The organism is Microbacterium terregens, from assembly GCF_039534975.1.
GTDB classification, from domain to species: Bacteria; Actinomycetota; Actinomycetes; order Actinomycetales; family Microbacteriaceae; genus Microbacterium; species Microbacterium terregens.
This window is the reverse complement of the sequence record NZ_BAAAWH010000001.1, coordinates 548,415-573,814: the sequence shown is the minus strand read 5'-3', so window position 1 is coordinate 573,814 and position 25,400 is coordinate 548,415. Positions and strand designations below refer to the sequence as shown.

20 protein-coding genes are annotated in these 25,400 nt (G+C 70.7%); 11 read left to right on the top strand and 9 right to left on the bottom strand.

Going from position 1 to position 25,400, the window contains the following annotated elements:
• The first annotated feature begins 92 nt into the window (after window positions 1–92).
• The gene (locus ABD655_RS02635) at window positions 93–1,226 is read left to right on the top strand and encodes a xylanase (RefSeq protein WP_344711491.1); all 1,134 of its coding nucleotides are present in this window, start codon (window positions 93–95) and stop codon (window positions 1,224–1,226) included.
• A gap of 100 nt (window positions 1,227–1,326) precedes the next feature.
• On the opposite strand, the gene ABD655_RS02630 is transcribed toward ABD655_RS02635, so the two are convergent.
• Window positions 1,327–2,469: a glycosyltransferase gene (locus ABD655_RS02630; RefSeq protein ID WP_344711490.1), complete on the bottom strand. Its 1,143-nt coding sequence runs from the start codon at window positions 2,467–2,469 to the stop codon at window positions 1,327–1,329.
• A 76-nt stretch (window positions 2,470–2,545) separates the two neighbouring features.
• Here ABD655_RS02630 and ABD655_RS02625 point away from each other — a divergent pair, with 76 nt between their 5' ends.
• The 7 genes from ABD655_RS02625 (at window position 2,546) to ABD655_RS02595 (ending at window position 11,095) form a co-directional block, all read left to right on the top strand.
• On the top strand, window positions 2,546–2,806 hold the full coding sequence (locus tag ABD655_RS02625) for a glutaredoxin family protein (protein WP_344711489.1): 261 nt from the start codon (window positions 2,546–2,548) through the stop codon (window positions 2,804–2,806).
• A 37-nt stretch (window positions 2,807–2,843) separates the two neighbouring features.
• Entirely contained in the window at window positions 2,844–3,704 is an 861-nt protein-coding gene (gene kynA, locus ABD655_RS02620) for a tryptophan 2,3-dioxygenase (RefSeq protein WP_344711488.1), read from the top strand.
• A 3-nt stretch (window positions 3,705–3,707) separates the two neighbouring features.
• Window positions 3,708–4,721: an amidohydrolase family protein gene (locus tag ABD655_RS02615; protein ID WP_344711487.1), complete on the top strand. Its 1,014-nt coding sequence runs from the start codon at window positions 3,708–3,710 to the stop codon at window positions 4,719–4,721.
• Window positions 4,708–6,003, top strand: coding sequence for a kynureninase (locus tag ABD655_RS02610; protein ID WP_344711486.1), 1,296 nt, complete (start codon window positions 4,708–4,710; stop codon window positions 6,001–6,003). Before ABD655_RS02615 ends, ABD655_RS02610 begins: the two co-directional genes overlap by 14 nt.
• 121 nt (window positions 6,004–6,124) lie before the next feature.
• Window positions 6,125–7,579, top strand: coding sequence for an MFS transporter (locus ABD655_RS02605; RefSeq protein WP_344711485.1), 1,455 nt, complete (start codon window positions 6,125–6,127; stop codon window positions 7,577–7,579).
• Window positions 7,580–7,649: 70 nt separating this feature from the next.
• The gene (locus ABD655_RS02600; RefSeq protein WP_344711484.1) at window positions 7,650–9,458 is read left to right on the top strand and encodes an aldehyde dehydrogenase family protein; all 1,809 of its coding nucleotides are present in this window, start codon (window positions 7,650–7,652) and stop codon (window positions 9,456–9,458) included.
• Window positions 9,455–11,095 carry a GMC family oxidoreductase gene (locus ABD655_RS02595; RefSeq protein WP_344711483.1) on the top strand — a complete coding sequence of 547 codons (1,641 nt, stop codon included), beginning with the start codon at window positions 9,455–9,457 and terminating at the stop codon, window positions 11,093–11,095. The genes ABD655_RS02600 and ABD655_RS02595 overlap by 4 nt, the downstream gene beginning before the upstream one ends.
• A 41-nt stretch (window positions 11,096–11,136) precedes the next feature.
• Here the strand turns inward: ABD655_RS02595 and pip are convergent, their stop codons facing one another.
• Together pip and ypfJ are read right to left on the bottom strand one after the other, a co-directional pair.
• Complete coding sequence (gene pip / locus ABD655_RS02590) at window positions 11,137–12,114, bottom strand: prolyl aminopeptidase (RefSeq protein ID WP_344711482.1); 978 nt, start codon at window positions 12,112–12,114, stop codon at window positions 11,137–11,139.
• The gene (gene ypfJ / locus ABD655_RS02585; protein WP_344711481.1) at window positions 12,111–12,983 is read right to left on the bottom strand and encodes a KPN_02809 family neutral zinc metallopeptidase; all 873 of its coding nucleotides are present in this window, start codon (window positions 12,981–12,983) and stop codon (window positions 12,111–12,113) included. The genes pip and ypfJ overlap by 4 nt, the downstream gene beginning before the upstream one ends.
• Before the next feature lie 96 nt (window positions 12,984–13,079).
• On the opposite strand from ypfJ, the gene ABD655_RS02580 reads away from it, so the two are divergent.
• The 3 genes from ABD655_RS02580 (at window position 13,080) to ABD655_RS02570 (ending at window position 16,372) form a co-directional block, all read left to right on the top strand.
• A complete protein-coding gene (locus ABD655_RS02580; protein WP_344711480.1) occupies window positions 13,080–14,084 on the top strand; it encodes a malate dehydrogenase in 1,005 nt (334 codons plus the stop codon).
• A 5-nt stretch (window positions 14,085–14,089) separates the two neighbouring features.
• On the top strand, window positions 14,090–15,823 hold the full coding sequence (locus ABD655_RS02575; protein ID WP_344711479.1) for a cation:proton antiporter: 1,734 nt from the start codon (window positions 14,090–14,092) through the stop codon (window positions 15,821–15,823).
• A gap of 75 nt (window positions 15,824–15,898) precedes the next feature.
• Window positions 15,899–16,372: a recombinase family protein gene (locus ABD655_RS02570; protein WP_378721000.1), complete on the top strand. Its 474-nt coding sequence runs from the start codon at window positions 15,899–15,901 to the stop codon at window positions 16,370–16,372.
• A 16-nt stretch (window positions 16,373–16,388) separates the two neighbouring features.
• Here the strand turns inward: ABD655_RS02570 and ABD655_RS02565 are convergent, their stop codons facing one another.
• The 6 genes from ABD655_RS02565 to ABD655_RS02540 form a co-directional block, all read right to left on the bottom strand.
• Window positions 16,389–16,865 carry a hypothetical protein gene (locus ABD655_RS02565; RefSeq protein WP_344711477.1) on the bottom strand — a complete coding sequence of 159 codons (477 nt, stop codon included), beginning with the start codon at window positions 16,863–16,865 and terminating at the stop codon, window positions 16,389–16,391.
• A 48-nt stretch (window positions 16,866–16,913) separates the two neighbouring features.
• Window positions 16,914–18,023, bottom strand: coding sequence for a WXG100 family type VII secretion target (locus ABD655_RS02560; protein WP_344711476.1), 1,110 nt, complete (start codon window positions 18,021–18,023; stop codon window positions 16,914–16,916).
• A gap of 107 nt (window positions 18,024–18,130) precedes the next feature.
• Complete coding sequence (locus ABD655_RS02555) at window positions 18,131–18,400, bottom strand: WXG100 family type VII secretion target (RefSeq protein ID WP_344711475.1); 270 nt, start codon at window positions 18,398–18,400, stop codon at window positions 18,131–18,133.
• Between the two features lie 157 nt (window positions 18,401–18,557).
• Window positions 18,558–22,979: a type VII secretion EssC family protein gene (locus ABD655_RS02550; protein WP_344711474.1), complete on the bottom strand. Its 4,422-nt coding sequence runs from the start codon at window positions 22,977–22,979 to the stop codon at window positions 18,558–18,560.
• Window positions 22,976–23,728: a hypothetical protein gene (locus tag ABD655_RS02545; protein WP_344711473.1), complete on the bottom strand. Its 753-nt coding sequence runs from the start codon at window positions 23,726–23,728 to the stop codon at window positions 22,976–22,978. The genes ABD655_RS02550 and ABD655_RS02545 overlap by 4 nt, the downstream gene beginning before the upstream one ends.
• Complete coding sequence (locus ABD655_RS02540; RefSeq protein WP_344711471.1) at window positions 23,725–25,338, bottom strand: serine/threonine-protein kinase; 1,614 nt, start codon at window positions 25,336–25,338, stop codon at window positions 23,725–23,727. Before ABD655_RS02540 ends, ABD655_RS02545 begins: the two co-directional genes overlap by 4 nt.
• Window positions 25,339–25,400 lie beyond the last annotated feature (62 nt).

Genomic DNA, 25,400 nt, shown 5'->3' with positions numbered 1-25,400 from the left:
GATATGCGATGAGGCGCATGTCCGATGGTCGGGGCGCCCACTGTCTGGGGTAAGAAGCTGTGACCGATTCCACACGTAACCGCGCGCATCGCGTGTCCGCTCGCGTCCGCCGTCGTCGGCGGCTGGCGACCTTCCTGGCCGCGATCGTCCTGATCGCCGGCGTGGTGACGACCGTGTCCGTGCTGGCGCTGACACGCGGCGGCGAAGCTCCCGTCGCAGACGAATCCGAGGCTCCCGCGACGACGACACCACCTCCCGCGCCGGCGTCGGACGACCAGACCCCCGCCCGCCAGCTGCTGGCATCGACCGATGACCCGGAGGCGTGTGCCGTCAGCTTTCAGGGCGACGCGGTGGTGGACGCTCCGATGCTGCAGACGCAGGGGCAGCTCTTCTCCGGGCTGCCCGTCCCGCAACGCGACGGCTTCGTTTTCGCCGGGTGGTACGCCACGCCCGAGGACGCCGCGGCGTTCGCCATCCCCAGCCGGGTGAACGGCTCGGAACCGGTCGCATGCACGGACCAGGAGACCACGCTGTACGCGTCGTGGAAGACGCCGGAAGAGAACGCGGCGGAGAACGCCCGGATACCGATCCTGATGTACCACCAGTTCACGCCGAAACCGGAGGGCGAGGACAACTGGCTGCGCGGCAACTACGCGTACATCGGCGACTTCGACGCGCACATGAACCACATCGCCACGACCGGGTTCTACCTGCCGACGTGGGATGAGCTCAGCGCCTTCATCGACGGCCGGCTGTTCCTACCTGCCCACTCGGTGATCATCACCGACGATGACTGCGACATCACGTGGCTGGAGATGGGCATGCCAGTCGTCATCGAGGATCAGCTGCTGACGACAGCGTTCTGCATCACCGTAGACGGCACCGGCCCCTCGCCGTCGATGTACGTGCAGCAGCGTTCGCACACGCACAACATGCACAGCGCGGGAGCGAACGGGCAGGGCCGCATCGTCAACTGGACGATCCCGGAGATCGTCGCGGACATGGAGACCTCGGCGACTGTCCTCGGCGGCGTCAAGCAGGTCATGGCCTACCCCTTCGGCCACTACAACGACAACGCGAAGGAAGGGCTGCGTCAGGCGGGGTACGAGATGGCGCGGACGATCGAGCCGGGCTACGTCACGATCGGCACCGACAAGCTGGCGCTGCCCACGATCCGCATCAACTACGGCATGGGGCTGAACGCGCTCATCGGACTGATCGGCTGACGCGCTGTACTTTGTGGGGCTCCGCCCCACACCCCCGGCTCGCTGACGCCCGCCACTTCATGGGGCTCCGCCCCACACCCCCGGCTCGCTGACGCGGGGCCTACAACTCCCCGGGCGACATCGCCTGTGCATCGAGCTCGTCCACGAGCTGGCGTGCGCGGCTGGTCGCGCCCGCCTTGCGCGGTGCGTAGACCACCAGTGAGTGGAAGACGAACCGCACGATGAACGCCACGAACAGCGTGATGGCCGTGGCGATCACGGCGGAGATGTGCCCCCCGCTCACCATGAGCGCGACGATCGGGATGCGGATCAGCAGCTCGGTGTTGTTGAACGTGAAGGACTTGATGAAGCGCGACCACACACCGGACGCTTCGCCCTTCATGTCCTGGAAGACGAAGCGCTCCTGCAGCAGGAAGTTGCCGATGATCGTCAGCTCGGACGCGATGATCGCCGCGACGATGTAGTTGACGCCCAGCTGCGTGAGCGCCCAGACGATCGCGACGTTGACGAGTGCTCCGAGGCCGCCGATGACGGCGAACAGCGACATCTTGCCGAACCGCAGCGCCGTCAGCTGAGTGAGGAAGTGCATCCCCTGGCGCATCGACGCCTTGGATTCGCCCGCATGCCTCCCGGCGAAATCGAACGGAACCTCCGCGACGCGGAGATTCTTCCGGGCCAGGATCTCGAGCAGGATCTTGAATCCGCGCGGTCTGAGGGTCTCGGCATCCACCGCCCTGCGGTCGATCAGGAAGAACCCGGTCATCGGGTCGGACACTCCCCGGAGTCGGATGGGGAACATCGCGCGCGTCAAGGCGGTCGCCGCCTTGGACACCAGCACGCGCGTGCGGTCGGCAAGACCTGCGCTGGTGCCGTCGCCGGCGTAGCGGGACGCGACGACGAGATCGACGTCGCCGCGCAGGAACCTCGCGTAGATGTCGCGGATCTCCTCGGGTGGATGCTGCAGGTCGCCGTCCATGACGAGGCAGGCGTCGGCCTCGGCCGCGGCGAAGCCTTCGAGGACAGCGCCGCCCAGTCCCCCCGTCCGGTGGTCCCGGTGGATCAGCCGGATCGGCAGGGCAGCGGATGCCGCGACCTCACGAACGACGTCCGGCGTGGAATCCGTGCTGTCGTCGACGAAGATGATCTCGGCATCGATGCCGGCGGTCTCGGCGGTCACACGACGAACGAGCTCCGCCACGTTGGGAGCCTCGTTGTAGGTGGGGACGATGATCGACAGTTGCATGCGGGTTCAATCGTCCCATGTGCACGAACCCCGCGCACCCGGCAGGCGTCCAGGGTTCATACGGGAGAATGGATGCATGACTTCCCCCACCTCGACCATCACCGTGTACGGCGCCGACTGGTGCCGTGACTGCGTCCGCACGAAGACCCAGCTCGACGCGCTGGGAGTCACCTTCACGTATGTCGACCTGGTCGCCGACCCCCCGGCCGCCGACATCGCGCGGGACATCTCCGGTCGCACCAGCATCCCCGTCGTGGTCTACCCGGATGCCTCGCACCACGTCGAGCCGTCCAACGCCGCCGTCGAAGCGAAGCTGCGCGAGCTCGCGATCATCTAGCAGCGCTCCGCCGGGTGCCGCTGAGTAGGCTCGTCCTGTGAGCGAAGGCGTCGAGGGCAATACGCGCGCGATCGAAGGATCGGTCGTCACCGACTTCTCCGATCGGATGAGCTATGGCGGGTACCTCGAGCTCGACACGCTCCTGGCCGCCCAGCACCCGCTGAGCTCTCCGGAGCACCACGACGAGCTGCTGTTCATCATCCAGCACCAGACCACGGAGCTGTGGCTGAAGCTCGTGCTGCACGAACTGGCGGCCGCGTGCCGATTCCTCCGTGAGGATCAGCTCGCGCCGGCGCTGAAGTGCATCGCCCGCGTCAAGCACATTCAGCGCACGCTGACCGAGCAGTGGTCGGTTCTGGCCACGCTGACGCCCGCCGAATATGCGCAGTTCCGCGGTGTGCTCGGAAACGCGAGCGGGTTCCAGTCCGCGCAGTACCGCGCGGTCGAGTTCACACTCGGCAACAAGAACGCCGGCATGCTGCGTGTGTTCTCGGCGGATCCCGCCGCGCTCGAGCTGGTGCGCGCGACACTCGAGGCGCCCAGCCTGTATGACGAGTTCCTGCGGCGGCTCTCCCGCGCTGGGTATCCGATCCCGGCGACGATTCTGGAACGCGACGTCACGCAGGCGTGGACGTTCACCCCCGAGCTCGTGCCGATCTTCGCCTCGATCTACGCCGATCCGCAGGCTCATTGGGCGGCCTACGAGACGTGCGAGGAGCTCGTCGATCTGGAGGACAACTTCCAGCTGTGGCGCTTCCGGCACCTCAAGACCGTCGACCGGATCATCGGCTTCAAGAAGGGCACCGGCGGCTCGAGCGGGGTTCCGTTCCTGCAGAAGGCGCTCGAACTGACGTTCTTCCCCGAGCTCTTCGCCGTGCGCACCGAGATCGGCCAGTGACGGATGCCGGGCGGGCGATCGCGGGAGGGTGCCGGGCGGGCGACCAACCACGAACTGCGTGACCTCCTCGGCGACGACGTCGGACTGTGCCGTCGTGCGATCTCCGGCGACGCCGGTGTCGTCCTGCCGCCGTTCATCGACCATCACGTGCACCTGCATCTCATCGACGAGCGTCGTCTCGGCCGTTCCGGCATCGCCGGCGTGCTCGACCTCGGCGGCGACCCTGTCGAGCTCGCGCGGCGCACGCCCGACGCCATGCCTCGAGTGGCATATGCCGGTGCGTTCCTCACCGCGCCCGGCGGGTACCCGGGCGGGCGCTCGTGGGCGCCGCCGGGCACCGTCCGCGAAGTGCACGATCCCTCCGCGCACCCCGGTGTCAACGGCGGCGCGGCGACGGCGGTCGACGAGCAGGCGGAGTTCGGGGCAGCGGTGATCAAGGTCGCGCTGAACGCGGCTGCCGGACCGGTGATCGATGCCGCAACGCTGGCGACGATCATCGCGACGGCACGCACGCACGCGCTGCCGGTGGTGGCCCACGCCGAGGGCGCCGGCATGGCCCGAGTGGCGATCGACGCCGGTGTGGACGCCCTCGCCCACACCCCGTTCAGCGAACGGCTCGATCCTTCCCTCATCGCGGCAGCCGTCGCGATCGGCCAGCGGTGGATCTCGACGCTGGACATCCACCGCGCGGATGCGGCAAACCTCGACCACGCCAGAGCGAATCTCGAGCACTTCCTCGCCGCGGGCGGAAGCGTGCTGTACGGAACCGATCTGGGCAACGGCGACCTCCCGACCGGCGTCAATGCGCGTGAGCTGAGCGCGCTGCACGAGGCGGGCCTGCGCGGCCAAGCGCTGCTGGACGCCCTCACCGACCCGTGGCCGGGCAGTGAGCGGTCCCAGGCCGTCGCCACGTTCATCGCGGGGAATCCGCCCGCATCCTCGTCTGCCGTGCCCGCCTGGCTGGCCGGCGCGACCGTGGTTCCGACCGAGGAGTTGATTGCCGATGAGCACGGCTGATCGTCCCCGCGTGCCAGACTCCGGCGCTCCGGCGCCGGCCGCGCTTGCCGCCGAGGCATCCGCACTGGATGCGTCCGATCCGCTCGCGGCCCTGCGCGACGAGTTCATAGGTTCCGACACGTCGCTGGTGTATTTCGACGGCAATTCGCTCGGCCGGCCCCTGCGCCGCAGCGCGTCGCGCATGGAGAGCTTCGTGCACGAGCAGTGGGGCGGGCGCCTCATCCGCGGATGGGACGAGTCCTGGATGGCCCTGCCGTTCGAGATCGGCGACACGGTGGCACGCGCGGTCATCGGCGCGGCCGCGGGTCAGACCGTCGTCGCGGACTCGACCACGGTGCTTCTGTACAAGCTGATCCGGGCGGCGTTCGACCTGCAGCACGCCCGCGATCGGGCGCGGGTCGAGATCGTCGTGGACACCGACAACTTTCCGACCGACCGGTATCTGGTCGAGGGGATCGCCGCCGAGCGCGGTGGCCGGGTGCGGTGGATCGATGTCGATCGTTCCTCCGGGGTTTCCGCCGAAGACCTGCGCGCGGCCACCGGCCCGCAGACGGCAGTGGTGGTGCTGAGCCACGTCGCGTACCGGTCCGGGTACCTCGCCGATGCGCGCACCCTCACCCGCATCGCGCACGATGCCGGCGCGCTCATCCTCTGGGACCTCTGCCACTCCGCGGGATCGGTGCCGATCCGGGCCGACGCGTGGGAGTTCGATCTGGCCGTCGGATGCACCTACAAGTACCTGAACGGCGGACCGGGATCGCCCGCCTTCGCGTACGTCGCCGCTCGGCACCAGGCCGCGCTCGCGCAGCCGATCCAAGGCTGGATGGGCGCGGCCGACGTCTTCGCGATGGGACCCGAATACGTGCCGGCGGACGGCATGCGTCGGTTCCTCTCGGGCACGCCTCCGATCGTGAGCATGCTCGCGCTGCAGGACACCCTCGCGCTCATCGAAGACGTCGGCATCGACGCGATCCGCGACAAGTCGATCGCGCTCACCGCATTCGCGATCCGGGTCGCAGACGCGCTCCTCGGTGCGCTCGGGGTGACCGTGGCCTCGCCCCGCGAGACGGGACGGCGCGGCGGACACGTCACGCTCCAGCATCCGGCCATGCGTGCGGTCACCGCGGGGCTGTGGGAGCAGGACGTCATCCCGGACTACCGGGACCCCGGCGGACTGCGCATCGGCCTCTCGCCCCTCTCGACGAGTTTCACCGAAACGCTCCACGGCATGCTCGCCGTCCGCGACGCCGTGGAAATCGAGAGCGCCGCGCGCCGCCCCTGAGGGTCCGGCGACTCCGCGGTGCGACGCCGGACCGAGCCGCCCCGACTCATCGATCTCGTCCCTCTCGCCGGCCCGGCGACCAGACGGCCGGCCCCGCGTCGCGTCGCTCTACACTGGCGCGATGAGCCCAGACGCTCCCGACGCCCGCGCTGCCGCGTCCGCCGGCCCCGCGGAGGCCGCCGCGGACTCTCACGCGCCGCCCACGACGCTCGCGGGCAGGCTGTCCGCCGGGACCATCGCGCGCTACGCGACCGGCTCGGTGGGCACGGGCGGATTCGCCACGCTGCCCGGGTTGGTGCTGGCCTACTACCTGACGGATTCGCTCGGCGTGGCCGCACTCGCAGCGGGCGCGGTGATCACGGCGGCCAAGGTCTGGGACGTCGTCATCGACCCCGTCATCGGCGCCCTCACGGACCGCGACCTCGCCCGCCACGGCACCCGGCGGCGGCTCATGCTCGTCGGATCGTGTTCGATCGCGGTGCTGTTCGCGCTCACCTTCGCGGTTCCGCCCGCGCTCGGGCCGGTCGTCGGCGCCATCTGGGTGCTGATCGCCTTCCTGCTCACGGCGACGGCGTTCAGCCTGTTCCAGGTCCCCTACATCGCACTGCCCGCGGAGCTGACCCCCGGGTACGACGAGCGCACCCGCCTGCTCACCTGGCGCGTCGTGGTGCTGACGCTCGCGATCCTCCTGTTCGGGGCCGGCGGTCCGGCGCTGCGCGCGGCTTCGGACGATCCGACGACCGGGTATCTCATCATGGGCGGAGTGGCCGGGATCGTCATCGCCGGCGGGATGCTGGTGGCCACGACGGTCGCGCGCCGTCCCGTCTCCGCGGCCGGCGTGCCCGTGAGCACGGCCGCTCTCGCCCCGGCGGCGCGCATGCCGCTGCGCGAGCACTATGCCGACGGCATCCGTTCCCTGCGCCGCAGCGCGCCATTCCGGGCGCTGCTGTCGACCTTCGTCCTGCAGGCGCTGGCAACCGGTCTGATGCTGGCGGGCGCGCAGTACGTGGCGACATGGGTGATGCGCTCGGAGGATGCCGTCCAGCTGCTGTTCATCGCGCTCATCGCTCCTGCCCTGCTCGCCGCCCCCGGGTGGGGCGTGATCGCCCGCCGGATCGGCAAGGAGCGCACCTTCGCAATCGCGAGCGCAGTGTTCGCGGTCGCAGCGCTCACGATCGTCGCGGCCCAGTGGGCGCCGGGCGACTGGATCTATGCATCGGTCGCCGCGGCCGGGATCTCCTACGCCGGCATGCAGTCGCTGCCCATGGCCATGCTCCCCGACGTCATCTCGCACGACGAGATCGCGCATGGCCCCGGCCGGGCCGGCGCATTCAGCGGCGTCTGGACGGCCGGCGAGACCATCGGGTTCGCCCTCGGCGCGACCGCGCTCACGGTGATCCTGGCGCTCACCGGATACGTCTCGTCGACGGCCGGCCAGATGGTGACCCAGCCGGATGCCGCGACCGCCGGCATCGTGATCAGCTTCAGCATCGTGCCCGCAGCTCTCATCGGACTGAGCCTGCTCACCCTCGCGCGCTACCGGCTGCGCCGCGCGGACATCGAGTCGGCAGCGTGAGATCGAGGTTCGCCCAGGATGGGACTGCGTCCCGCGACGTAGGCTGGACATCCCGTCGAAGGAGACCGCAGTGACGCCCCCCGCGAAGTCCATCCCCCGCGTGGCCGATGCTGCGAGCACCGCGTCCTCGCCGCCCGGCGGCAGCGACACGGATGTCCCCACCGCCGAGCGCGAGAGGCTCGACGCGGCGATCGCCGATCTGCACGCCGGCGCGCGCAGCTGGTCTCATCTGACACTCGCCCAGCGCGCCCGCCTCTTCGAGCGCCTGCACGCGACCACGGCCGCCAGCGCGGAGGAATGGGCCGAGGTCGCCGCGACGTCGAAGGGGCTCGAGCCCGGGCATCCTCTGCGCGGCGAGGAGTGGCTCTCGGGGCCTTACGCGACACTGGTCGCCGTCGACGCGTATCGCGACAGCCTCCGGACACTGGCGAAGGGTGGCAGCCCGCTGGACGGCATCCGCACGGACGCCGCGCCGGGAGACCGCCTGCGCGCACACGTCTTCCCGCTGAAGACCATCGACGGACTCCTCCTGTCGGGGTTCACCGGCGAGGTCTGGTTCGAACCCGGTGTCACCGCGGCCGAGGCACGCTCCGCCGCGGGTCTCGCGCAGCTGGAGCCGACCCGCAGCGCCGGTGTCGGGCTGGTGCTGGGCGCCGGCAACGTGACCTCCATCCCCGTGCTCGATGTGCTGTACGAGCTGATCGCGCACAACCGTGTGGTCCTGCTGAAGGTGAACCCGACGCAGGATGCGATGGTCCCGGTCTACGAGCGTGCGCTCGCGCCGCTGATCGAGCCCGGATTCCTCCGGATCGTGCGCGGCGGCGGCCCCACCGGCGCCTATCTGACCGGCCACGACGGCGTCGCGCACGTGCACATCACCGGCGCCGCGCCCACCTTCGACGCGATCGTGTGGAACACCGGCGATGACGCGAAGCGACGACGGCGCGAGGGGCGTCCGCAGCTGACGAAGCCGATCACCGCCGAGCTCGGCGGCGTGTCACCGATCATCGTCGTCCCGGGAAGGTGGAGCGACGCGGACCTGCGATACCAGGCGGAGCACATCGTGACGATGCGCCTGCAGAACAGCGGCCACAACTGCATCGCCGGACAGGTCGTCCTGCTGAGCTCGGACTGGCCGCAGCGCGATGCGTTCCTGGCCGCCCTGCGGACCGCGTATGCCCAGGCGCCCGCTCGTTCGGTCTGGTACCCCCGCAGCGACGAGAGACTGGATGCCGCGGCATCCGACTACCCGCATGCGAAACGGTACGGGGACGGCACCCGCCTGCTGGTCGAGATCGCCCCCGACGAGGATGCGACCGCGCTCGAGGCGACGGAGTACTTCGCGCCGGTGCTCGGCGTGATCGCGCTCGCCGGCAACGGACAGGAGTTCCTGGACGCCGCCGTCGCCCACGCCAACGAGAAGCTGGCCGGCACGCTCGGCGCCAACGTGCTGATCGATCCGGACACGCAGGCCGCGCTGGGTGACGGATTCGAGCGCGCCGTCGCCGCCCTGCGATACGGCGCCATCTCGATCAACTCGTGGACGGCCTTCGCCTTCCTCACACCGAGCCTCACGTGGGGCGGCTATCCCGGCGGGACGCTCGAGAACGTGGTGAGCGGCATCGGGGTGGTCCACAACGCCCTTCTCCTGGCCCGGGTCGAGCGGTCGGTCACACGCGGCCCGTTCCGCCCGTTCCCGCGCTCGATCCCGCGGATCCTGAAGACGAGGAGCCTGTCGAAGGGTTCCCTCCTGCCCAAGCCGCCGTGGTTCGTCGACGCCCGTACCGGAGCGGCGGTGAGCGAGGGCTTCACGCGCTTTCGCATGGACGGCAACCTCGCGCGCCTCGTGCGGACGTTCACTCAGGCCTACCGCGCATGAGTGCGGCATCCCTCCCGGCGGCAGATGCGCTCACCGCCGACTACATCGTCGTGGGTGCCGGTTCCGCCGGCGCCGCGCTCGCGGCTCGTCTGAGCGAGGACCCCTCCGTCTCGGTGCTGCTGCTCGAGGCCGGCGGTCCGGACAAGGCGCTTGAGCTGCATGTGCCGGCCGCATTCAAGAACCTCTTCCGCGGCGCGTACGACTGGAACTACGACACCGTCCCGCAGCCGGCCCTCGAGGGCCGGACGATCTACTGGCCGCGCGGCAAGACGCTCGGCGGCTCGTCGTCGCTGAACGCGATGATGTGGATCCGCGGCTTCGCCGCAGACTACGACGACTGGGCGGACGCCGCCGGCGAGCGCTGGTCGTGGCAGTCGCTGGTGCCGTACTTCCTGCGGGTCGAGCGCACAGAGGATCTGCTTCATCCGACGCAGGGATCGGAGGGTGCGCAGCACGTCCAGCACCAGCGCGACCCCCGCCCGCAGACCGCGGCGTTCCTCGCCGCCGCGGTCGAGGCCGGGCACGCCGTCACCGCACCCAACCTGCCCGATGGCCAGGGATTCGCGCAGACGATGGTCTCGCAGCACCGCGGCGCGCGCGCCTCGACGGCGGACGCGTATCTGAGGCCCGCCAGGCGGAGGCGCAACCTGCGCGTCGTGACCGGCGCGTTCGTGCGTCGCGTCACCTTCACCCCCGGCTCCCGGACTCCGCGAGCGACGGGCGTCTACGTCGAGATCGACGGCGTGACCCGTCATGCTCTGGCACGCCGAGAGGTGATCCTCGCCGGCGGGACGATCAACACCCCCCAGCTGCTGATGCTGTCCGGGGTGGGTCCGGCCGAGCACCTCGCCGAACACGGCATCCCCCTCGTGTTCGACAGCGCCGAGGTGGGCGCGAACCTGCAGGACCACCTCGTGGCGGGACTCGCGCCGGGCGCGAAGGGCGGCACCCTCTTCGGTGCCGAGCGGGCGGGGGAGCTCGTGCGCTACCTCACCTCACGGCGGGGGATGCTGACCTCGAACGTGGCCGAGGCGTACGGCTTCGTCCGCACCGAAGTCGCCGACCGGGCCGGGATGGCCGGCGCGCTGCCCGATGTCGAGGTCATCTTCGCCGCCGCCCCGTATGTCGGCGAAGGACTGGTGCCCCTGCCCCGTGAAGGGCTGACGGTCGGAGCCATCCTGCTGCGGCCGCGCAGTCGCGGAACCATCCGGCTCACCTCCGCCGATCCGTCCGACAAGCCGGCGATCGACCCGAGGTACCTCAGCGATCCGGACGGCATCGACGAGGCGACACTGCTGGCCGGCCTGGCTCAGTGCGAACGCCTGCTCGCGACCGACGCGCTGCGCGCCGTGACGGACGGCAGCTGGGTCCAGCCCACCGGCGGGGAGGGCATGACCCCCGAGGAGCGGGCCCGGGTCTCACTGCGGCGCTACTCGCACACGCTCTACCACCCGGTCGGCACCGCGCGGATGGGGTCCGATGCGGCGTCGGTCGTCGATCCCGAGTTGCGCGTCCGCGGCGTCGAGGGATTGCGGGTGGCGGACGCGTCCATCATCCCGTCGCTGATCCGCGGTCACACGAACGCCCCGGCGATCGTGATCGGCGAGGTCGCGGCCGACCTGATCCGAGGCCGCTGAGCCCGGTCAGGACTCCGCGGACGCTCGGCGAGGAGACGAGCTCAGGATGCCGCGAACCGGTCGGTCGCGGCGACGAGCGCGGCGGCGATCCCGGGTTCGGTGGCCGAGTGACCCGCGTCATCGACCACGACCAGCTCGGCCTCGGGCCAGACTCGATGCAGGTCCCAGGCGGTCATGATCGGCGTGCAGACGTCGTAACGACCCTGCACGATGACCGACGGGATGCCGCGCAGCGAGGGCGCGTCGTCGATGAGCTGCTGCTCGCGGAACCATCCGCCATGCAGGAAGTAGTGGTTCTCGATGCGCGCGAACGCCGTCGCCGCGGCGGGCTCGGTCATCTGGGCGACCAGCTCCGGATCAGGCCGCAGCGTGAGGGTGGCCGCCTCCCAGCGGGACCAGCGGACCGCGGCGGGGACGTGCACGGCCGGGTCGGGATCGGTGAGCCGGCGGTGGTACGCCTCGATCATGCGTGAGCGCTCCAGGACGGGGATGCACTCGATGAACTCCTCCCACAGGTCCGGGAAGATCGACGACGCTCCGCCTTCGTAGAACCACTCCAGCTCGTGCCGGCGCAGTGTGAAGATGCCACGCAGCACCAGTTCGGTGACCGCTTCGGGGTGGCTCTCGGCGTAGGCGAGCGCGAGCGCGCTGCCCCACGATCCGCCGAAGACCTGCCACTGTTCGATGCCGAGATTGCGGCGCAGCAGCTCGATGTCGGCGACCAGATGCCAGGTCGTGTTGTGGCGGAGGTCCGCATCCGGCTCGCTGGAGTGCGGGGTGCTCAGACCGCAGCCGCGCTGGTCGAACAGCACGATGCGGTACTTCTCGGGGTCGAAGAAGCGTCGCTGCCAAGCCGACGTCCCGGCTCCCGGGCCGCCGTGGAGGAACACGACCGGCTTGCCCTCGGGGTTGCCGCTCTGCTCCCAGTAGACCCGGTTGCCGTCGCCGACCAGGAGCATGCCGGACTCATAGGGCTCGATCGGCGGGTAGAGGCAATCGAGGTCGTCTGCGGCGCTCATAGAGCGGATCCCGATACGGAGAACGTGTCGCACGCACCGACACCCTCTTCGAACCCGGTCGTGAACCACCGCGCACGCTGCTCGCTGGAACCGTGCGTCCAGCTTTCGGGATTGACGCCGCCGCCAGACTCCTGCTGGATGTGATCGTCGCCGACCGTCTCGGCCGCGTTGAGCGCGTCGTTGATCTGCTGGGGCGTCGGGGCTCGCAGGTACGGCACGCCGTTCTCGTCGAGCTCGTTGGAGGCGCCGGCCACCCACGCGCCCGCGAAGCAGTCGGCCTGCAGCTCGGTGCGCACGCCGTTGCTGTCCTCACCGGTCCCGTTGTCCGGGTTCTGCTGCATGATGCCGGTGATCTGCTGGATGTGGTGGCCGTACTCGTGGGCGAGCACGTAGAGCTGCGCGAGCGGACCGGCCGTCGCGTCGAACTGCTCACGCAGCAGCGCGAAGAAGGTCGGGTCGACGTAGATGGCTTCTTCGGGCGGGCAGTAGAACGGACCCGTCGCGTTCGATGCCGTTCCGCAGGCGGTCCCGGTGGACCCGTCCACGATGATCAGCTGCGGTTCGCGATACCCCTGAACGGTGTCCGCCCAGAACTGGTTGATCGAGAGCGAGGCCGCCGCGAGCCGGCAGTCGTCACGGGCGTTCGCATCGGCACCGGTCTCGCACTGCGCGATCTCGGTGCCGCTGTCGGTCCCCTGGGGCACTCCCCCGCCGCCGATCAGGCCCGAGATGTCGGTACCCGTGAACAGCTGGAAGAGCAGAACGGCGATCGCTCCGAGCCCTGCGACACCGCCACCGGCGACTGCAATGCCGGCGCCGCGACGACGGGCGGTGTTGCCGCCGACGCTCGCGTTGTCGTTGAAAGTCATGGGCCAAACTTACCGGCCGTGGTGCAGCCCGGTGAGGAGCCCCGCGGGCCGCGGCCCGTTCGTTACCCGCGGAAGCGAGGGGAATAGGCTCTGCTCATGTCTCCCGCAACGACCACCGTGACCATCACCGGCGCCGGCGGCCAGATCGGATACGCGCTCCTGTTCCGCATCGCCGCCGGTGAGATGCTCGGAGCCGACCGTCCGGTGCGGCTTCGGCTGCTGGAGATCCCGCAGGGCGTGCGCGGGGCGGAGGGTGCCGCGCTCGAGCTGCAGGACTGCGCCTTCCCGCTGCTGCGGGACGTCGAGGTGACGGACGATCCTTCCTCCGCGTTCGAAGGCTGCCAGATCGCACTGCTGGTCGGCGCCCGCCCGCGCGGGCCGGGCATGGAGCGCGGCGACCTGCTCGCCGCCAACGCGAGCATCTTCGGACCCCAGGGCGCCGCGCTCAATGCCACAGCGGCCGACGACGTGCGCGTCGTCGTGGTCGGCAACCCGGCGAACACCAACGCGCTCATCGCCGCGGCATCCGCCCCCGACATCCCGTCAGACCGCTTCACCGCCCTGACGCGACTGGACCACAACCGGGCGCTCGGGCAGCTCAGCGCAGCGCTGGAGGTGCGGCCGGACGAGATCGACCGGCTCGCGATCTGGGGCAATCACTCGGCCACGCAGTTCCCGGACGTGTCGCATGCCCTGGTGCGCAGCGAGCCCGTGGCCGACGCGCTCGCCACGCGGCTGGGCGGGCGAGCGCAGGCCGCTGCCTGGCTCGATGACGTGTTCCTTCCTCGGGTCGCGGGGCGCGGCGCGGAGATCATCGAGGTGCGCGGATCATCGTCGGTGGCATCCGCTGCGAACGCGGCGATCGAACACGTCCGCGACGAGCAGGCCGGCACATCGTGGACCTCCGCGGCGGTGGTCTCGCGCGGTGAGTACGGCGTGCCCGAGGGGCTGGTCTGTTCGTTCCCCGTCTCATCCGACGGCGGCGACTACCGGGTCATCGAGGGCCTGCCGATCGACGATCGTGCCCGCACGCGCATCGACGCCTCCGTCGCCGAACTCGTCTCCGAACGCGACGCCGTCCGGGCGCTCGGAGTCCTGTAGCCGCGATGGAGATCCTCCTCGTCGCCGTCGTCGGTGTGGTCGTGGTCGCCCTCGCGACCGCGCTGGCGCCGCGCGTGGGGATCGCCGGACCGCTCGCGCTCGTGGCCATCGGGCTCGGCGTGAGCCTGTTGCCGTTCGTCCCGCCCCAGGAGATCGACCCGGAGATCATCCTCGTCGGCGTGCTGCCGCCCCTGCTGTACTCGTCGGCGGTGTCCCTGCCGGCCATCGAGTTCCGGCGAGACTTCCGCCCGATCGCGGGCCTGTCGATCCTGCTGGTGCTGGTCAGCACGGCCGCCCTGGCGTTCTTCTTCACCCTCGTGATCCCGGGCATCGACCTGTACCTCGCCATCGCGTTCGGTGCGATCCTGAGCCCCACCGATGCGGTGGCCACCTCGATCGTGAAGCGACTGGGGATCTCGCCGCGCGTGGTGACGATGCTCGAAGGCGAGAGCCTGCTCAACGACGCGACCTCCCTGGTGCTGCTGCGCACCGCGGTGGCCGCCATCGCCATCGGCAGCATGCCGGCGGGCAGCGCACTGTGGGCGTTCGGGTGGGGCGTGTTCGTCGCCGTGATCATCGGTGCCGTGGTCGGCCTGCTCGCGCTGCGTGTGCGCACGTGGGTCGCGCATTCGGCGGCCAACACGGCGCTCAGCTTCGTCGTGCCGTTCGTGGCGTATCTGCCGACCGAGCAGCTGGGCGGGTCCGGACTGGTCGCCGCCGTCGTGGCCGGAATCGTGACCGGACAGGGCGCCGCCCGCTGGTTCACCCCCGAACAGCGCCTGTCCGACGAGTTGAACTGGCGCACCGTCGAACTCATGCTCGAGGGTGCGGTCTTCCTCGTCATGGGTCTGGAGCTCAAAGAGATCGTCGAGCAGAACTTCGCGGCCGATGAGGGCCTCGGCCATGCGGCCTGGCTCGCCGTGAGCGCCCTGGGGATCATCCTCGTCGTACGCGCCGGTTATGTCGCCGTGCTGGTGGCCACGCAGGGCCGCCGCGCCCGCCGTCTCGGCCGTGAGCAGATCGAGCGCTTCCGCACCCGCGTCGACCAGGTCACGGCGCTCGGTCCGCCCGGCCGGCGCGGGGGCGGGCGGACACCGTCCCCCGAGCGGCACGAACGGCGGCTGCGGCGCATGCGCGATCGGATCGCGCGGGTGCTGGCGGACTTCGACTACTACCAGGCGTCGCCCCTCGGATGGAAGCACGGCACCGTCATCGTCTGGGCGGGCATGCGCGGCGTCGTCACCCTCGCCGCGGCCCAGACACTGCCCCGCGATACGCCCGGTCGGGCGCTGCTGGTCTTCGTGGCGTTCCTCGTGGCCGTCGGAGGCCTGATGCTGCAGGGCTTCACGCTGCCCTGGCTGGTCCGGCTGCTGCAGCTCGAGGGGTCGGGTCGCACCGGGCCGTCGGCGGAGGAGCAGAGACGCCTCGCCGACGAGATGCGGGCGGCCGCGGCATCCAGCCTCAATGCGGGCAGGCTCGCGCGGAGGGATGGATCGGCCTTCGCCCCCGAACTGCTGCAGAGCGCCGGGTCGCGATTGACCCGGCCTCCCGACGACGACACCTCGGCACGCGCGCGCGACGTGCTCGAGCTGCGCCTCGCTCTGATCGGGACGATGCGGACGCGCCTGAACGCGCTGTCACGAGACGGGGCGTTCAGCACGGCCGCGCTGAGACACGCGCTCGCCGAGCTGGATGCCGACCAGCTGAGCCTGGAATTGCGCCTCTACGACGGTTCGTGACCGGCATCCGGTCGTCCACCGGCGGAAGGTACCCGCCGGGGCGCCTTCCGGGCGAGAATGGACACCATGAGCGAGATGACGGATGCCGCGGTGAGGCGTTCCGCGGCGCTCGCCGATGACCCGCACGGAGAGACCAGCCCGCTGCACCTGCCCCACCAGGCGGCCCAGTGCCCGAAGTGCTTCACCGAGTTGCAGCGGGACCACGACTGGTGGCTCGCGCGTCCGGCGGGCTCACGTCTGGTCGGCCTGGTGATCTCGCGCGATGACATGCCCAGCGTGGTCGAGCAGCGCGACGAGCTGACCCGCTTCGGCGTATCCATCGCCGGGTTCCGTCACCCGGCGCCCGAGACGCTGGAATCGTGGGAGGAGCGGCTCGTGCGCCTCTTCGGAACGCTGCGGACCGGCGACGTGCTCGTCGTGGCCACCGTGCACGCGCTCGGTCGCGACATCGACGAGGAGACGCGGACCGTGGCCGAGCTGCACCGCCGCGGCGTCGTTGTGAAGGTGCTCAGCCACGGCGGGCGGCACCTGTACGACGCCGGACGCTGATCCGCCTGCCGCCTGCTCAGCGGGTTCCGACGCGAGTGCTGGCGATGATGCGGCGGATGACGGGGAGCGAGGCCTCGTAGTCGGCCGTCGAGGCTGTGCCGGTCACGCGTACGACGTCGGAGACCGGGCCGGAGTCGACCACCGTGACCGCGACGACCTGCACGACCGTTCCGGCGGCCGTGCTCGCGTAGGCGAATTCCGACACCCACCAGGCGCGATCGCCGAAGTCGACGCGGGCAGCGTCGACCGGCGCCACTTCGGGCAGCCGTTCCACATACTCGGCGACGGCGGCGGCAGCCAGCTCGAGGGTGTGACCGGCCGCGTGGCGGGTCACACCCAGGACGACGTTCGGCGAGAACGCGTCAGGGCCGAGGTCGTGGATCACGGCCAGGAGCGTGCCGTCGACGGGGCGTGCGACCCACTCGGCAGGATGGTCGACCGCCACCGTGGGCAGCGCGGGGAATGCGTCGCTGGGGAAGGATGCCTGCGGCATGACTTGTCTCACTCTCTGTCGGGGAACCGTCGGGCGCCCGCCTGGAAGCTATCGCGCGAAGAAGTCCGCGATGTTGCCCGCGATCTCGCTGGGGCTGAAGCTGATGGAGGGCTTGATGGTGAAGCCGACACCCACCGCGACGCCCACCTCGAACTCGAAATCTACGCGATCCAGACCGATCTCCGCGGTCGCGCTGAGGTCGGCGCCGATGCCGGCGCGCAGGCCCGCTTCGATCTCGCCGCCCACCCCGCCGATGTCGGCCTGCACGGCGCCCTTGATCTCGGCGCCGGCGAACGCGCCGGCAGTGACACCCGCCTGAAGCCCATCCGGACCGGCGGTCAGCCCACCGCCGACCTCGGCCTGCGCTCCGGCCATGGCATCGTAGCTGGCACCGACCTCGGCGATGCCGCTGGAGTACGAGATCGAGTCCTCGGCCCACGCCCCGGCCTGGCCGCTGGCCTGGCCGCCGATGGAGAGACCGGGCTGCCCTTGGTCGATGTCGTCGCCGCGGTGCGAGGTGACATCGCGCGGGTCGACGACGTCCTCTTCGTCGCCGAACCCGAACTCCCAGCCGGCCTCACCCTTCACGCCCAGTCCGTAGTCGCCTTCGCGCGACACCGTGCCCCCCGCGGCATCCCAGTTGCCTTCGAACTGCGCGCTGAGCGCGGCGCGACCGCTCGCCTGCCCAGGGGTCACCTCACCGCTCGCGCCCAGGCCGATCTCCTCGGTGGTGCCGGGATCGCGCCCGTCGACTCCGCCGCCCTGCGCTCCGCCGGCGCTGTCGTCCCCCTGCGAGCCTGATCCATCGCCGGCGCCGGACCCGCCGCCGGTGTTCGAGCCGCCGCCCGTGTGGGACCCGCCGCCCGGGGCGGCACCGCCGAGGCTGCCGGTTCCGGACGCGCTGGTCTGCTCCTGGTCGCCGGCGTTCGAGCGCAGCGACCGCGCCGCGTCCCGCAGGCGGGTGGCGGCGTCGACGATCCGGCGTGAGTAGTCCGTGTCCCAGGACGCGCGGAAGGCGACAGCATCAGCCCCGTGCCACGGTGCACGCGTCAGTTCGCCGCCGAGCAGGGTCGAGATCGATTCGAGGGTTCCCGCGGCGCGATCGAGCTCCGTCGCGCTGCCGCGCAGCTGCGCGATGTCGGCTCCGTAGACCCCCATGGCACCCTCTTCCGCCGGCGTTGAGTGAGACCTCGCGAACGAGTGCTCGATGTTGATGGAGCGCAGAGCGGGAGCGACCCGTTCGGGTCGCTCCCGTCACCTGCGGATCAGAGCGAGGAGGACGTGCTCTCCTGGGCCGACGCGTTGGCCGAAGCCTTCTGCGCGGCTTCCTGCAGCGCCGCGATGACCTGCTTGAGCGCGGCGGTGTGCTGACCGGACCAGTCGCTGCGGAACTGCTCGGCGTCCGGACCCGTCCACTGGGTCGAGTTCAGCTGCGAAGTGAGCTGCGACAGGACCTGCTGGATGTCGCTCGCCTTCGCGTTGAGCTGCTGCGAGAGCTGACGGACCTGCTGAACATCAAGACCCCAAACGGCCATGGTGAATCTCCTTCACATCGTGTTGCTGTGTGTCCCGGACCAGCCGGGTAATTCCCCGAAGAGCCTGAGCTCTTTGTATCTCGAAGCTAACTCGACGCAGCCTGGAACGTCGATGGGGACAAATACCCACCGCCGCCCCGGATGCGTCGTCGATCTCTCACGACTGCCCCTCGGGGGTGGCCACCTGCAGCCGCGTGGCGCGGCCTTGATGGACAGTGAAACCCCGACCAGGGGGAAAATCGGACCGCTTCACGCGGCCGAGGGAGGTGCCGTACAGGGCGTCGCCCTCGATGTCTCCGGGCGCCAGGATCAGGCCACGACGAGCGGCTTTGAACGGCTGGGCCAGCATCCAGGCCTGACTCCACGTGGAGGACTCCGCTTCGCCGACGACGAACGCATCGGCCCGTGTGGCGACCCGGATGAGACGGTCCAGGGATGCCTCGGCCTCTCCTCCGGTGAACTCCGTGACCCCCTCGATGAGGATGGCGACCGAGCCGAGCTCTCCGCGCTCGATGGCATCCGCGACGGAGTCGGCCAGGACGGCGACGGCGGCCGCGTCCGCGCCCGCGTACCCCGAGGCCGAGGCGAGCGCCAGCGATGTGCGCCGGGGCGAGAGGTGCACGATGGTGCGGGCGGGATCGGCGCGCCGGAGCGCCCGGCCGATCGTGGCCAGCGCCGTGGTCCGTCCGCTTCCGGGAGGGCCGGCCAGCAGGAACGCCCCGCGCGGATCGACACCGGTGGGCGCGAGGTCCTCGTCGGCGAGCCCGAGCACCAGATCGCCGCCCGGCGTGCGAGCCGGCAGTGAGTCGATGCCGATGTGCTCGGGCAAGCGGCCGACGGGTGGGGCCGCGGTGATCCCCTGGCGGCGCATCGCATCGGCGAGGCGTTCCAGCTCGCGCGACTGCACCGCCATGTTCGCGCTGCCCCCGAGCACGGCGAACTGGATCTCCTCACCGTCGAGCATGCCCCGGCCCGGTGGGGACGCGGCATCCAGAACGTCCTTGGGAACCCCCAGCAGCAGGTAGTCCTCGTCCGTCGCCAGGCGCATCACGAAGCGCTTCTGCACGGTCGACGCGATCGAGGTCGGCAGCGAATTGGGCCGGTCTCCGGTCATGACGAAGTGCACGCCGACCTGGCGTCCGTCCACGGCGATCTGCGAGAAGAGGGTGAACCAGCCCATCGCAGCTCCGGAGAACTCGTACGTCTCGCGGAACGCGCCCATGCCGTCGATCAGCACGAGAACGCGCGCCTCATCGGGGGCGGCGGCGATGCGCCGGTACTCCGAGATGGTGCCGGCGCGGACGTCGCCGTAACGCGCGGAGCGCTCGTCGACGAGATCGCGCAGCATTCGCAGCAGGCGCGTGACCCGCTCGTCGTCGTCGCCGGAGATGATGGCGCCGACGTGCGGCAGGCCTTCGAGCATGCGCAGGCCGCTGGCGCCGAAGTCGAGACCGTACACGTGCACCGGACCGCCGCGCGGGGTGATGGCCGCCGAGACCGCGATCGTGCGCAGCGCGGTGCTCTTGCCCGAGCCGCCGGTGCCGAAGATCGCCACGTTGCCGTCGCGGTCGGGCTCGTAGAAGGCGGTCGGCTGCGCCTGCGAGCGCGGATCATCGAGCACGCCCAGCAGCAGCTGCTCGTCCGTGCGGGGGCTCGGCAGACGCGCCAGGTCGTAGGCGGCGGCCAGCTCGTCGAGCCAGGGTCGCCGCGGCGCGGGGATGGACAGATCGGATGCCGCGGCGCGCACCGACCGGACGATGCGGGCGATGTCGGTCGGACCGGGGTCCTCGGGAGCGGCGGCCTCGGGCTCGGGGAGATCCCATGACGCGCCGGCACCGAAGTCGAGTTCGCGGATGTCGATCTGCGGTCGCGGCTTCTCGCCCGTGGTCCAGCCTCCGACGTACCCGGCCTGGAACGGCACGATCCGCCCGGGTCCGGTCTTGGCGGCGCCACGGCCGGGGATCGACGGGTCGAAGTGCGCGGCCATGGGGATGCCGAGGATGTCGCTGGAGTCTTCGGCGTCGGCCATGCGCAGGGCCACGCGGAGGTTCGTGTTCGCGCGGAGGTTGTCCTTGATCACGCCGGCCGGTCGCTGGGTCGCAAGGATCAGGTGCAGCCCGAGCGATCGCCCGCGCTGGGCGACATCGACGACTCCGTCGACGAACTCCGGAACCTCGTTGACGAGCGCGGCGAACTCGTCGACCACGATGATCAGGCTCGGCGGCGCCTCGGGGTCCCCGGTGCGCTCGAGCGAGATGAGGTCCTTCGCCTTCTTGCGATTGAGCAGATGCTCCCGGTACCGCAGCTCGGCGCGCAGCGACGTGAGTGCGCGGCGTACGAGGTGCGGCGACAGGTCGGTGACCAGTCCGACGGTGTGCGGCAGATCGACGCAGTCCGCGAACGCCGAGCCGCCCTTGTAGTCGACGTACAGGAAGGTCACGCGATCGGGGCTGTGCGCCGCGGCCATGCCCAGCACCCACGACTGGAGGAACTCCGACTTGCCGGCGCCGGTGGTGCCGCCGACCAGCGCGTGCGGTCCTTGCGTGCGCAGGTCCAGGTGCAGGGCGCCGGCACCGGCGTAGCCGACCAGGGCGCGCAGGTTGGCCTCCTTGGCCCGTCGCTGGGGTGCGCGGCCGTCGCGCGGGGTGATCGAGTCGTTCTCCCGCCACCGGTCCACGATCGCGGCGGGATCCCCGCCGATGTCGCTGCCGGCCAGGTCGATGTATGAGACCGATCGCGGCAGGTCGGACTCGTCGTCGATCGGGGTGCCGGCATCCACCGTCGGAGCCAGCACGCGAGCCCACGCGACGGCGGAGCCTTCATCCAGCAGTTCCACCCGTACCGGGGTGGACGACAGGCCGCGGCGGACCAGGCCGGCCGCGGTGTCGTCGGCGACCGAATCCACCGACAGGAACGTGCGGCAGGCCGCGGGGATCGCGCCCGCCTTCGGCGCCACCCAGACGAGGTGGATGCCGGCGTCGGGGCCGCGCTCGGCCAGCCGTGTGAGCCGGGCACGATCCACCGAGGCGTCGTCCTCGACGACCACGACCACGGCCGGGATGCGCGGCGCGGTGATCTGCTGCTTGTCCCCGCTCTCGATCGGGCCACGCGCGGATGCCGCGCCCTCACCGGCACGATCCTCGACGAGCCCCTCGAGCCGGGACAGCAGCGCGGCGCCCGTGCCGGGATTCGCCGCGAGATGAGCGCCGTCGAGGGGGCTGTGCACGGAACCGGTGTGGGGGAGCCATTCGAGCCAGGACCACGCGGCGCGCGTGCTCGGCGAGGTGAAGGCGGCCACGACGAGTTCGGCCGGCGAATGTGTCGCGACCAGCTGCATCACGAACGCGCGGGCCGCGGCATCCGCCTGCCCGCGCTCGCCCGCGATCCCGACGTTGCCGGACTCGCGCAGGTGCGCGACCACCGGGACGTCGTCGATGACGGCGAAGCGGTCCCGCAGCTCGAACAGCCGCTCCGTGAACACCGGAAGCGTGTCGTCGGTGCCGCTGAGCTCGATCGTGGCGCGCGACGGGAGCGTTCCGGTGCCCAGCCGTGCGCTCAGGAAGCCGGGGTGCTCCGGTCGGTGCGTCCAGGTGAGATCCCCCCACGACGACAGTGACGAGAGCGCCTCGGCGAGCGCCGGGATCTCGGCATCGCGAACCGCACGCTCCTTGATCTGCTCGGCGAGCATGACGCCGTCGAAGTGCTCCATTCCAGCGTCGAACTGCTGCACCGCGCGTTTGTGCTCCTTGCGCGCGCCCACCCGATTGTCGATGTAGGCGGCGATCATGATCAACGGGCTCAGCGCGATGAAGATGACGGCGAGGATCGACTGGGTGAACGCCCACAGCACCGCGCCCATGATGAGCGGCGCGATCAGAGCGATGACCGGCAGCCGCGACTGGGCCGGGGGACGAGGCGCCTTGGGCGCCGTGAACTCGGCGTCCTCGTAGCGGGGCACCACACGAGGCGAGCGGACGATCTCGACCACGGGACTGGCTGCGTGCGTCGCACCGGGCCGGTTGAGCGGAATGATCGACACTTCGGTCGAGCCCAGCACCAGGACATCGGCCGGTCCGAGGCTGGTCCGCGCGACCTGCTCGCCGCCCATGAGCAGGCCGTTGGCCGAGTTGAGGTCGATGATCTCGATGACCGCGTCGACGTTGATGCGCGCGTGTCGCTTGGACACGAGCGGGTCATCGATCACGATGTCGGCGCCGGGGTCGCGCCCCACGATGTTCGACCCCGAACGCAGCGGGCGCTCGGTGCCCGCGTGCGCCCCGCTGAGAATGCGCAGCACCGCGGCGGGCGCGTCGTCGCCGGTGTAATCCGGCGCCGGGGTGACCTGCAGGGTCGTGCCGGATCGGATCCCGGACTCGCCCACCGCGCGATCGGGTGCCACCACACGCGGACCGCCGGCCTCGAACGCGGCCAGCGTGACCAGTCCGGGATCGATCCCCTCCGCGGTCGGATCCGCGAGCACGAGCGTGCGAGCGAGGTCCCCGACGGTGGAGGTGCCGTCTGCGGTGACCTCCAGGTCGGTCGGTCCGCCCGCTCGCTGGAGCGTGAACTTGAGCTTCACGAGTCGTCCTCTCCGGCCGAAGGCCGCGGTGCATCCAGCAGCGGAAGATCTTCGCGCGTGACCAGCCGCGTCGAGATCGCGTGCTCGACGAGGCGGGCGCGACGGTTCGTGGCGAAGGAGCGCACCCCGCCGCGCATGCCGGGAACGCCGCTGCGGTCGAGCTTGTCGCAGACGTTGTCGAGTTTGCGGTTGAACCTCGTCAGGGTCCATCCCAGCCGTTCAGCGGCCTGCGCCGACGTGGGAAGCTCGCTCATGCCGGTGCCGTCGCGGCGCAGCATGGGCTCGGCCAGCGCCAGGATCATCTGCCGTTGCGCGGGAGTGAGCGGGACGTCGCCGATCGTGCTCAGGCCACCGTCCTCGTCGCGCGGCTGCATCTCACGGAAGGCCGGGGCATCGAGGTGCAGGACCAGGTCGTAGGTGGTCGGGCCGGCGCTGAAGACGACCGAGGTCGCAGCGAACACCAGCGGCAGGCGCGCGCCGGGAGCGAGCCACGCCTGCACGCGGCCGCCGGAGTCGGTGACGGTCGCCGCCAGTCGGCTGCCGACGTTGGAGAGCAGCCAGAGCCTCTCGACGTACTCGATCGTGAGGAAGTGGCGGTGCAGGAAGAGGTTGTCGTCGATGGCGAGATCGCCCTCGCGTCCCACCGTGAAGACGTCTCCCGGGACGACCGTGAACTCCTCGCCGGCGAACTCGACGATGAGCGCATCACTGCTCGCGGCCTTCGTGGCGCCCTTCCCGGCGGCGGTCACGGCGCACACTCGCGAATCGCGTCCGAATACTGCCCTGTCGAGCGCACCACGATGACCTCGATGCAGGTCTGGCCCGAGGGGTCGGCCGGCACCGTGACGGTCGGCTCGTCGATCGTCGCGAAGCTCGGCTCCTCATCGGCCCGGGTCACCAGGCCCCACGCGTAGCGGTCGCCTTCCTCGGGCTTCGGGTTGGTCCACGTGAACACGACGCCGTCCGGGACGGCCGCGCCGGCCAGGTCCGTCGGCGCGGCGATCCCTCCCGCCACGGGGTTCATCGGCTCCGACGTCTCTGCCGCCGTCTGCTGCGGCGACGCCGTCCCCCCGTTGAGGATGCCGGGCAGCGAGACGCCGATCACCACGGCCAGCAGTGCTGCGCCGGCGAGGCCCAGGCTCACCCAGAGCGCCTTCCGTGACCGCCCGGTCGCGGAGGGCGCGGCGGGCTCGGACGGTTCCGGCTCGAGCGCGACCGGGTCACGCCGAAGGGTCTCGCCGAGCTCCGGAGCGGACGCGGCCGCCGCTGCGGGTCGGACCGTCTCGTCGACGGGAGCACGGCGGACCGTTTCGGACACGACCGGATCTGCCCACGCGGCCACGGGATCGGACCGGGGCGGAACGGCGGCGGTGGTCGCGGACGGCCGCGTGTAGCCGGCGGCCGGAGTGGTCTCGGGATTGATGCTGACGACGCCTCGGACACGGGTGAGCCCGTCGTCCTCCTCCGCGACCGCGTCATCCGGAACGTGGTCGTCGAGGATGTCGATCGGGGTGACCGAGTGCGACAGTTCGATCTGCACCTTCTGCAGCGCCCGCCCGAATGCGAGGGCGCTGTCGTACCGGTCGACGGAGGCCTTCGACATCGCGCGCTCGAGCGCGTGCTGCAGTGATGCGGGCGCATCGGCGCGTCCCAGCGAGGCGAGCGGCATGGTCTCGATGCGCTGGATGAGATCGACGCCGTTGTTGCGCTGCCCCTGCAGCTCGAACGGGGATCGGCCCGCCAGCAGCGAGTAGACCGTCGCGCCGAGGGCGTAGACGTCCGAGCGCTGGTCGCTGCGCGGAACGTCGGCGAAGGACTCCGGCGGCGACCAGGGAATCGACAGTCCCGCCGATTCGGCGGCCGCGCTCGTCGTGGACGCGATACCGAAGTCGGTGAGCGCGGGACGGTTGTATTCCGTGACAAGAATGTTCGCGGGCTTGATGTCGCGGTGCAGGACGCCGGCGCGATGCGCGGTCTCCACCGCGGCGGCGACCTGGATGCCGACGCGCAGGGATTCCGCGACGGAGAACGGCTCGCGTCGGTAGCGGACCTGGAGATTCGGCTTGGGGCAGTACTCCATCACGAGGTAGGGGCGACCGTCGCCGGCGACCCCGGCCTGGTAGATCGTCACGATCGCCGGATGCGTCGAGAGCATCGCCATGACGTTCGCCTCGGCGGTGAACTCCGCGACCGACGTCGTCGAGATCCGGTCCATCAGCAGGACCTTGACCGCCACGCGGCGGCGGGGCAGGTGCTGCTCGTAGAGGTACACGTCGGCGAAGCCGCCCGAGCCCAGGATGTCGACGTAGGTGAACCCGGGCAGGTCGGGCGGCGTCATCGGGGTCCGCTTGGCGTTCACCCGATCTCCTCGGTCGCGAGGGACTCGATGACGACGGTGATGTCATCACCCAGGTCGATGAC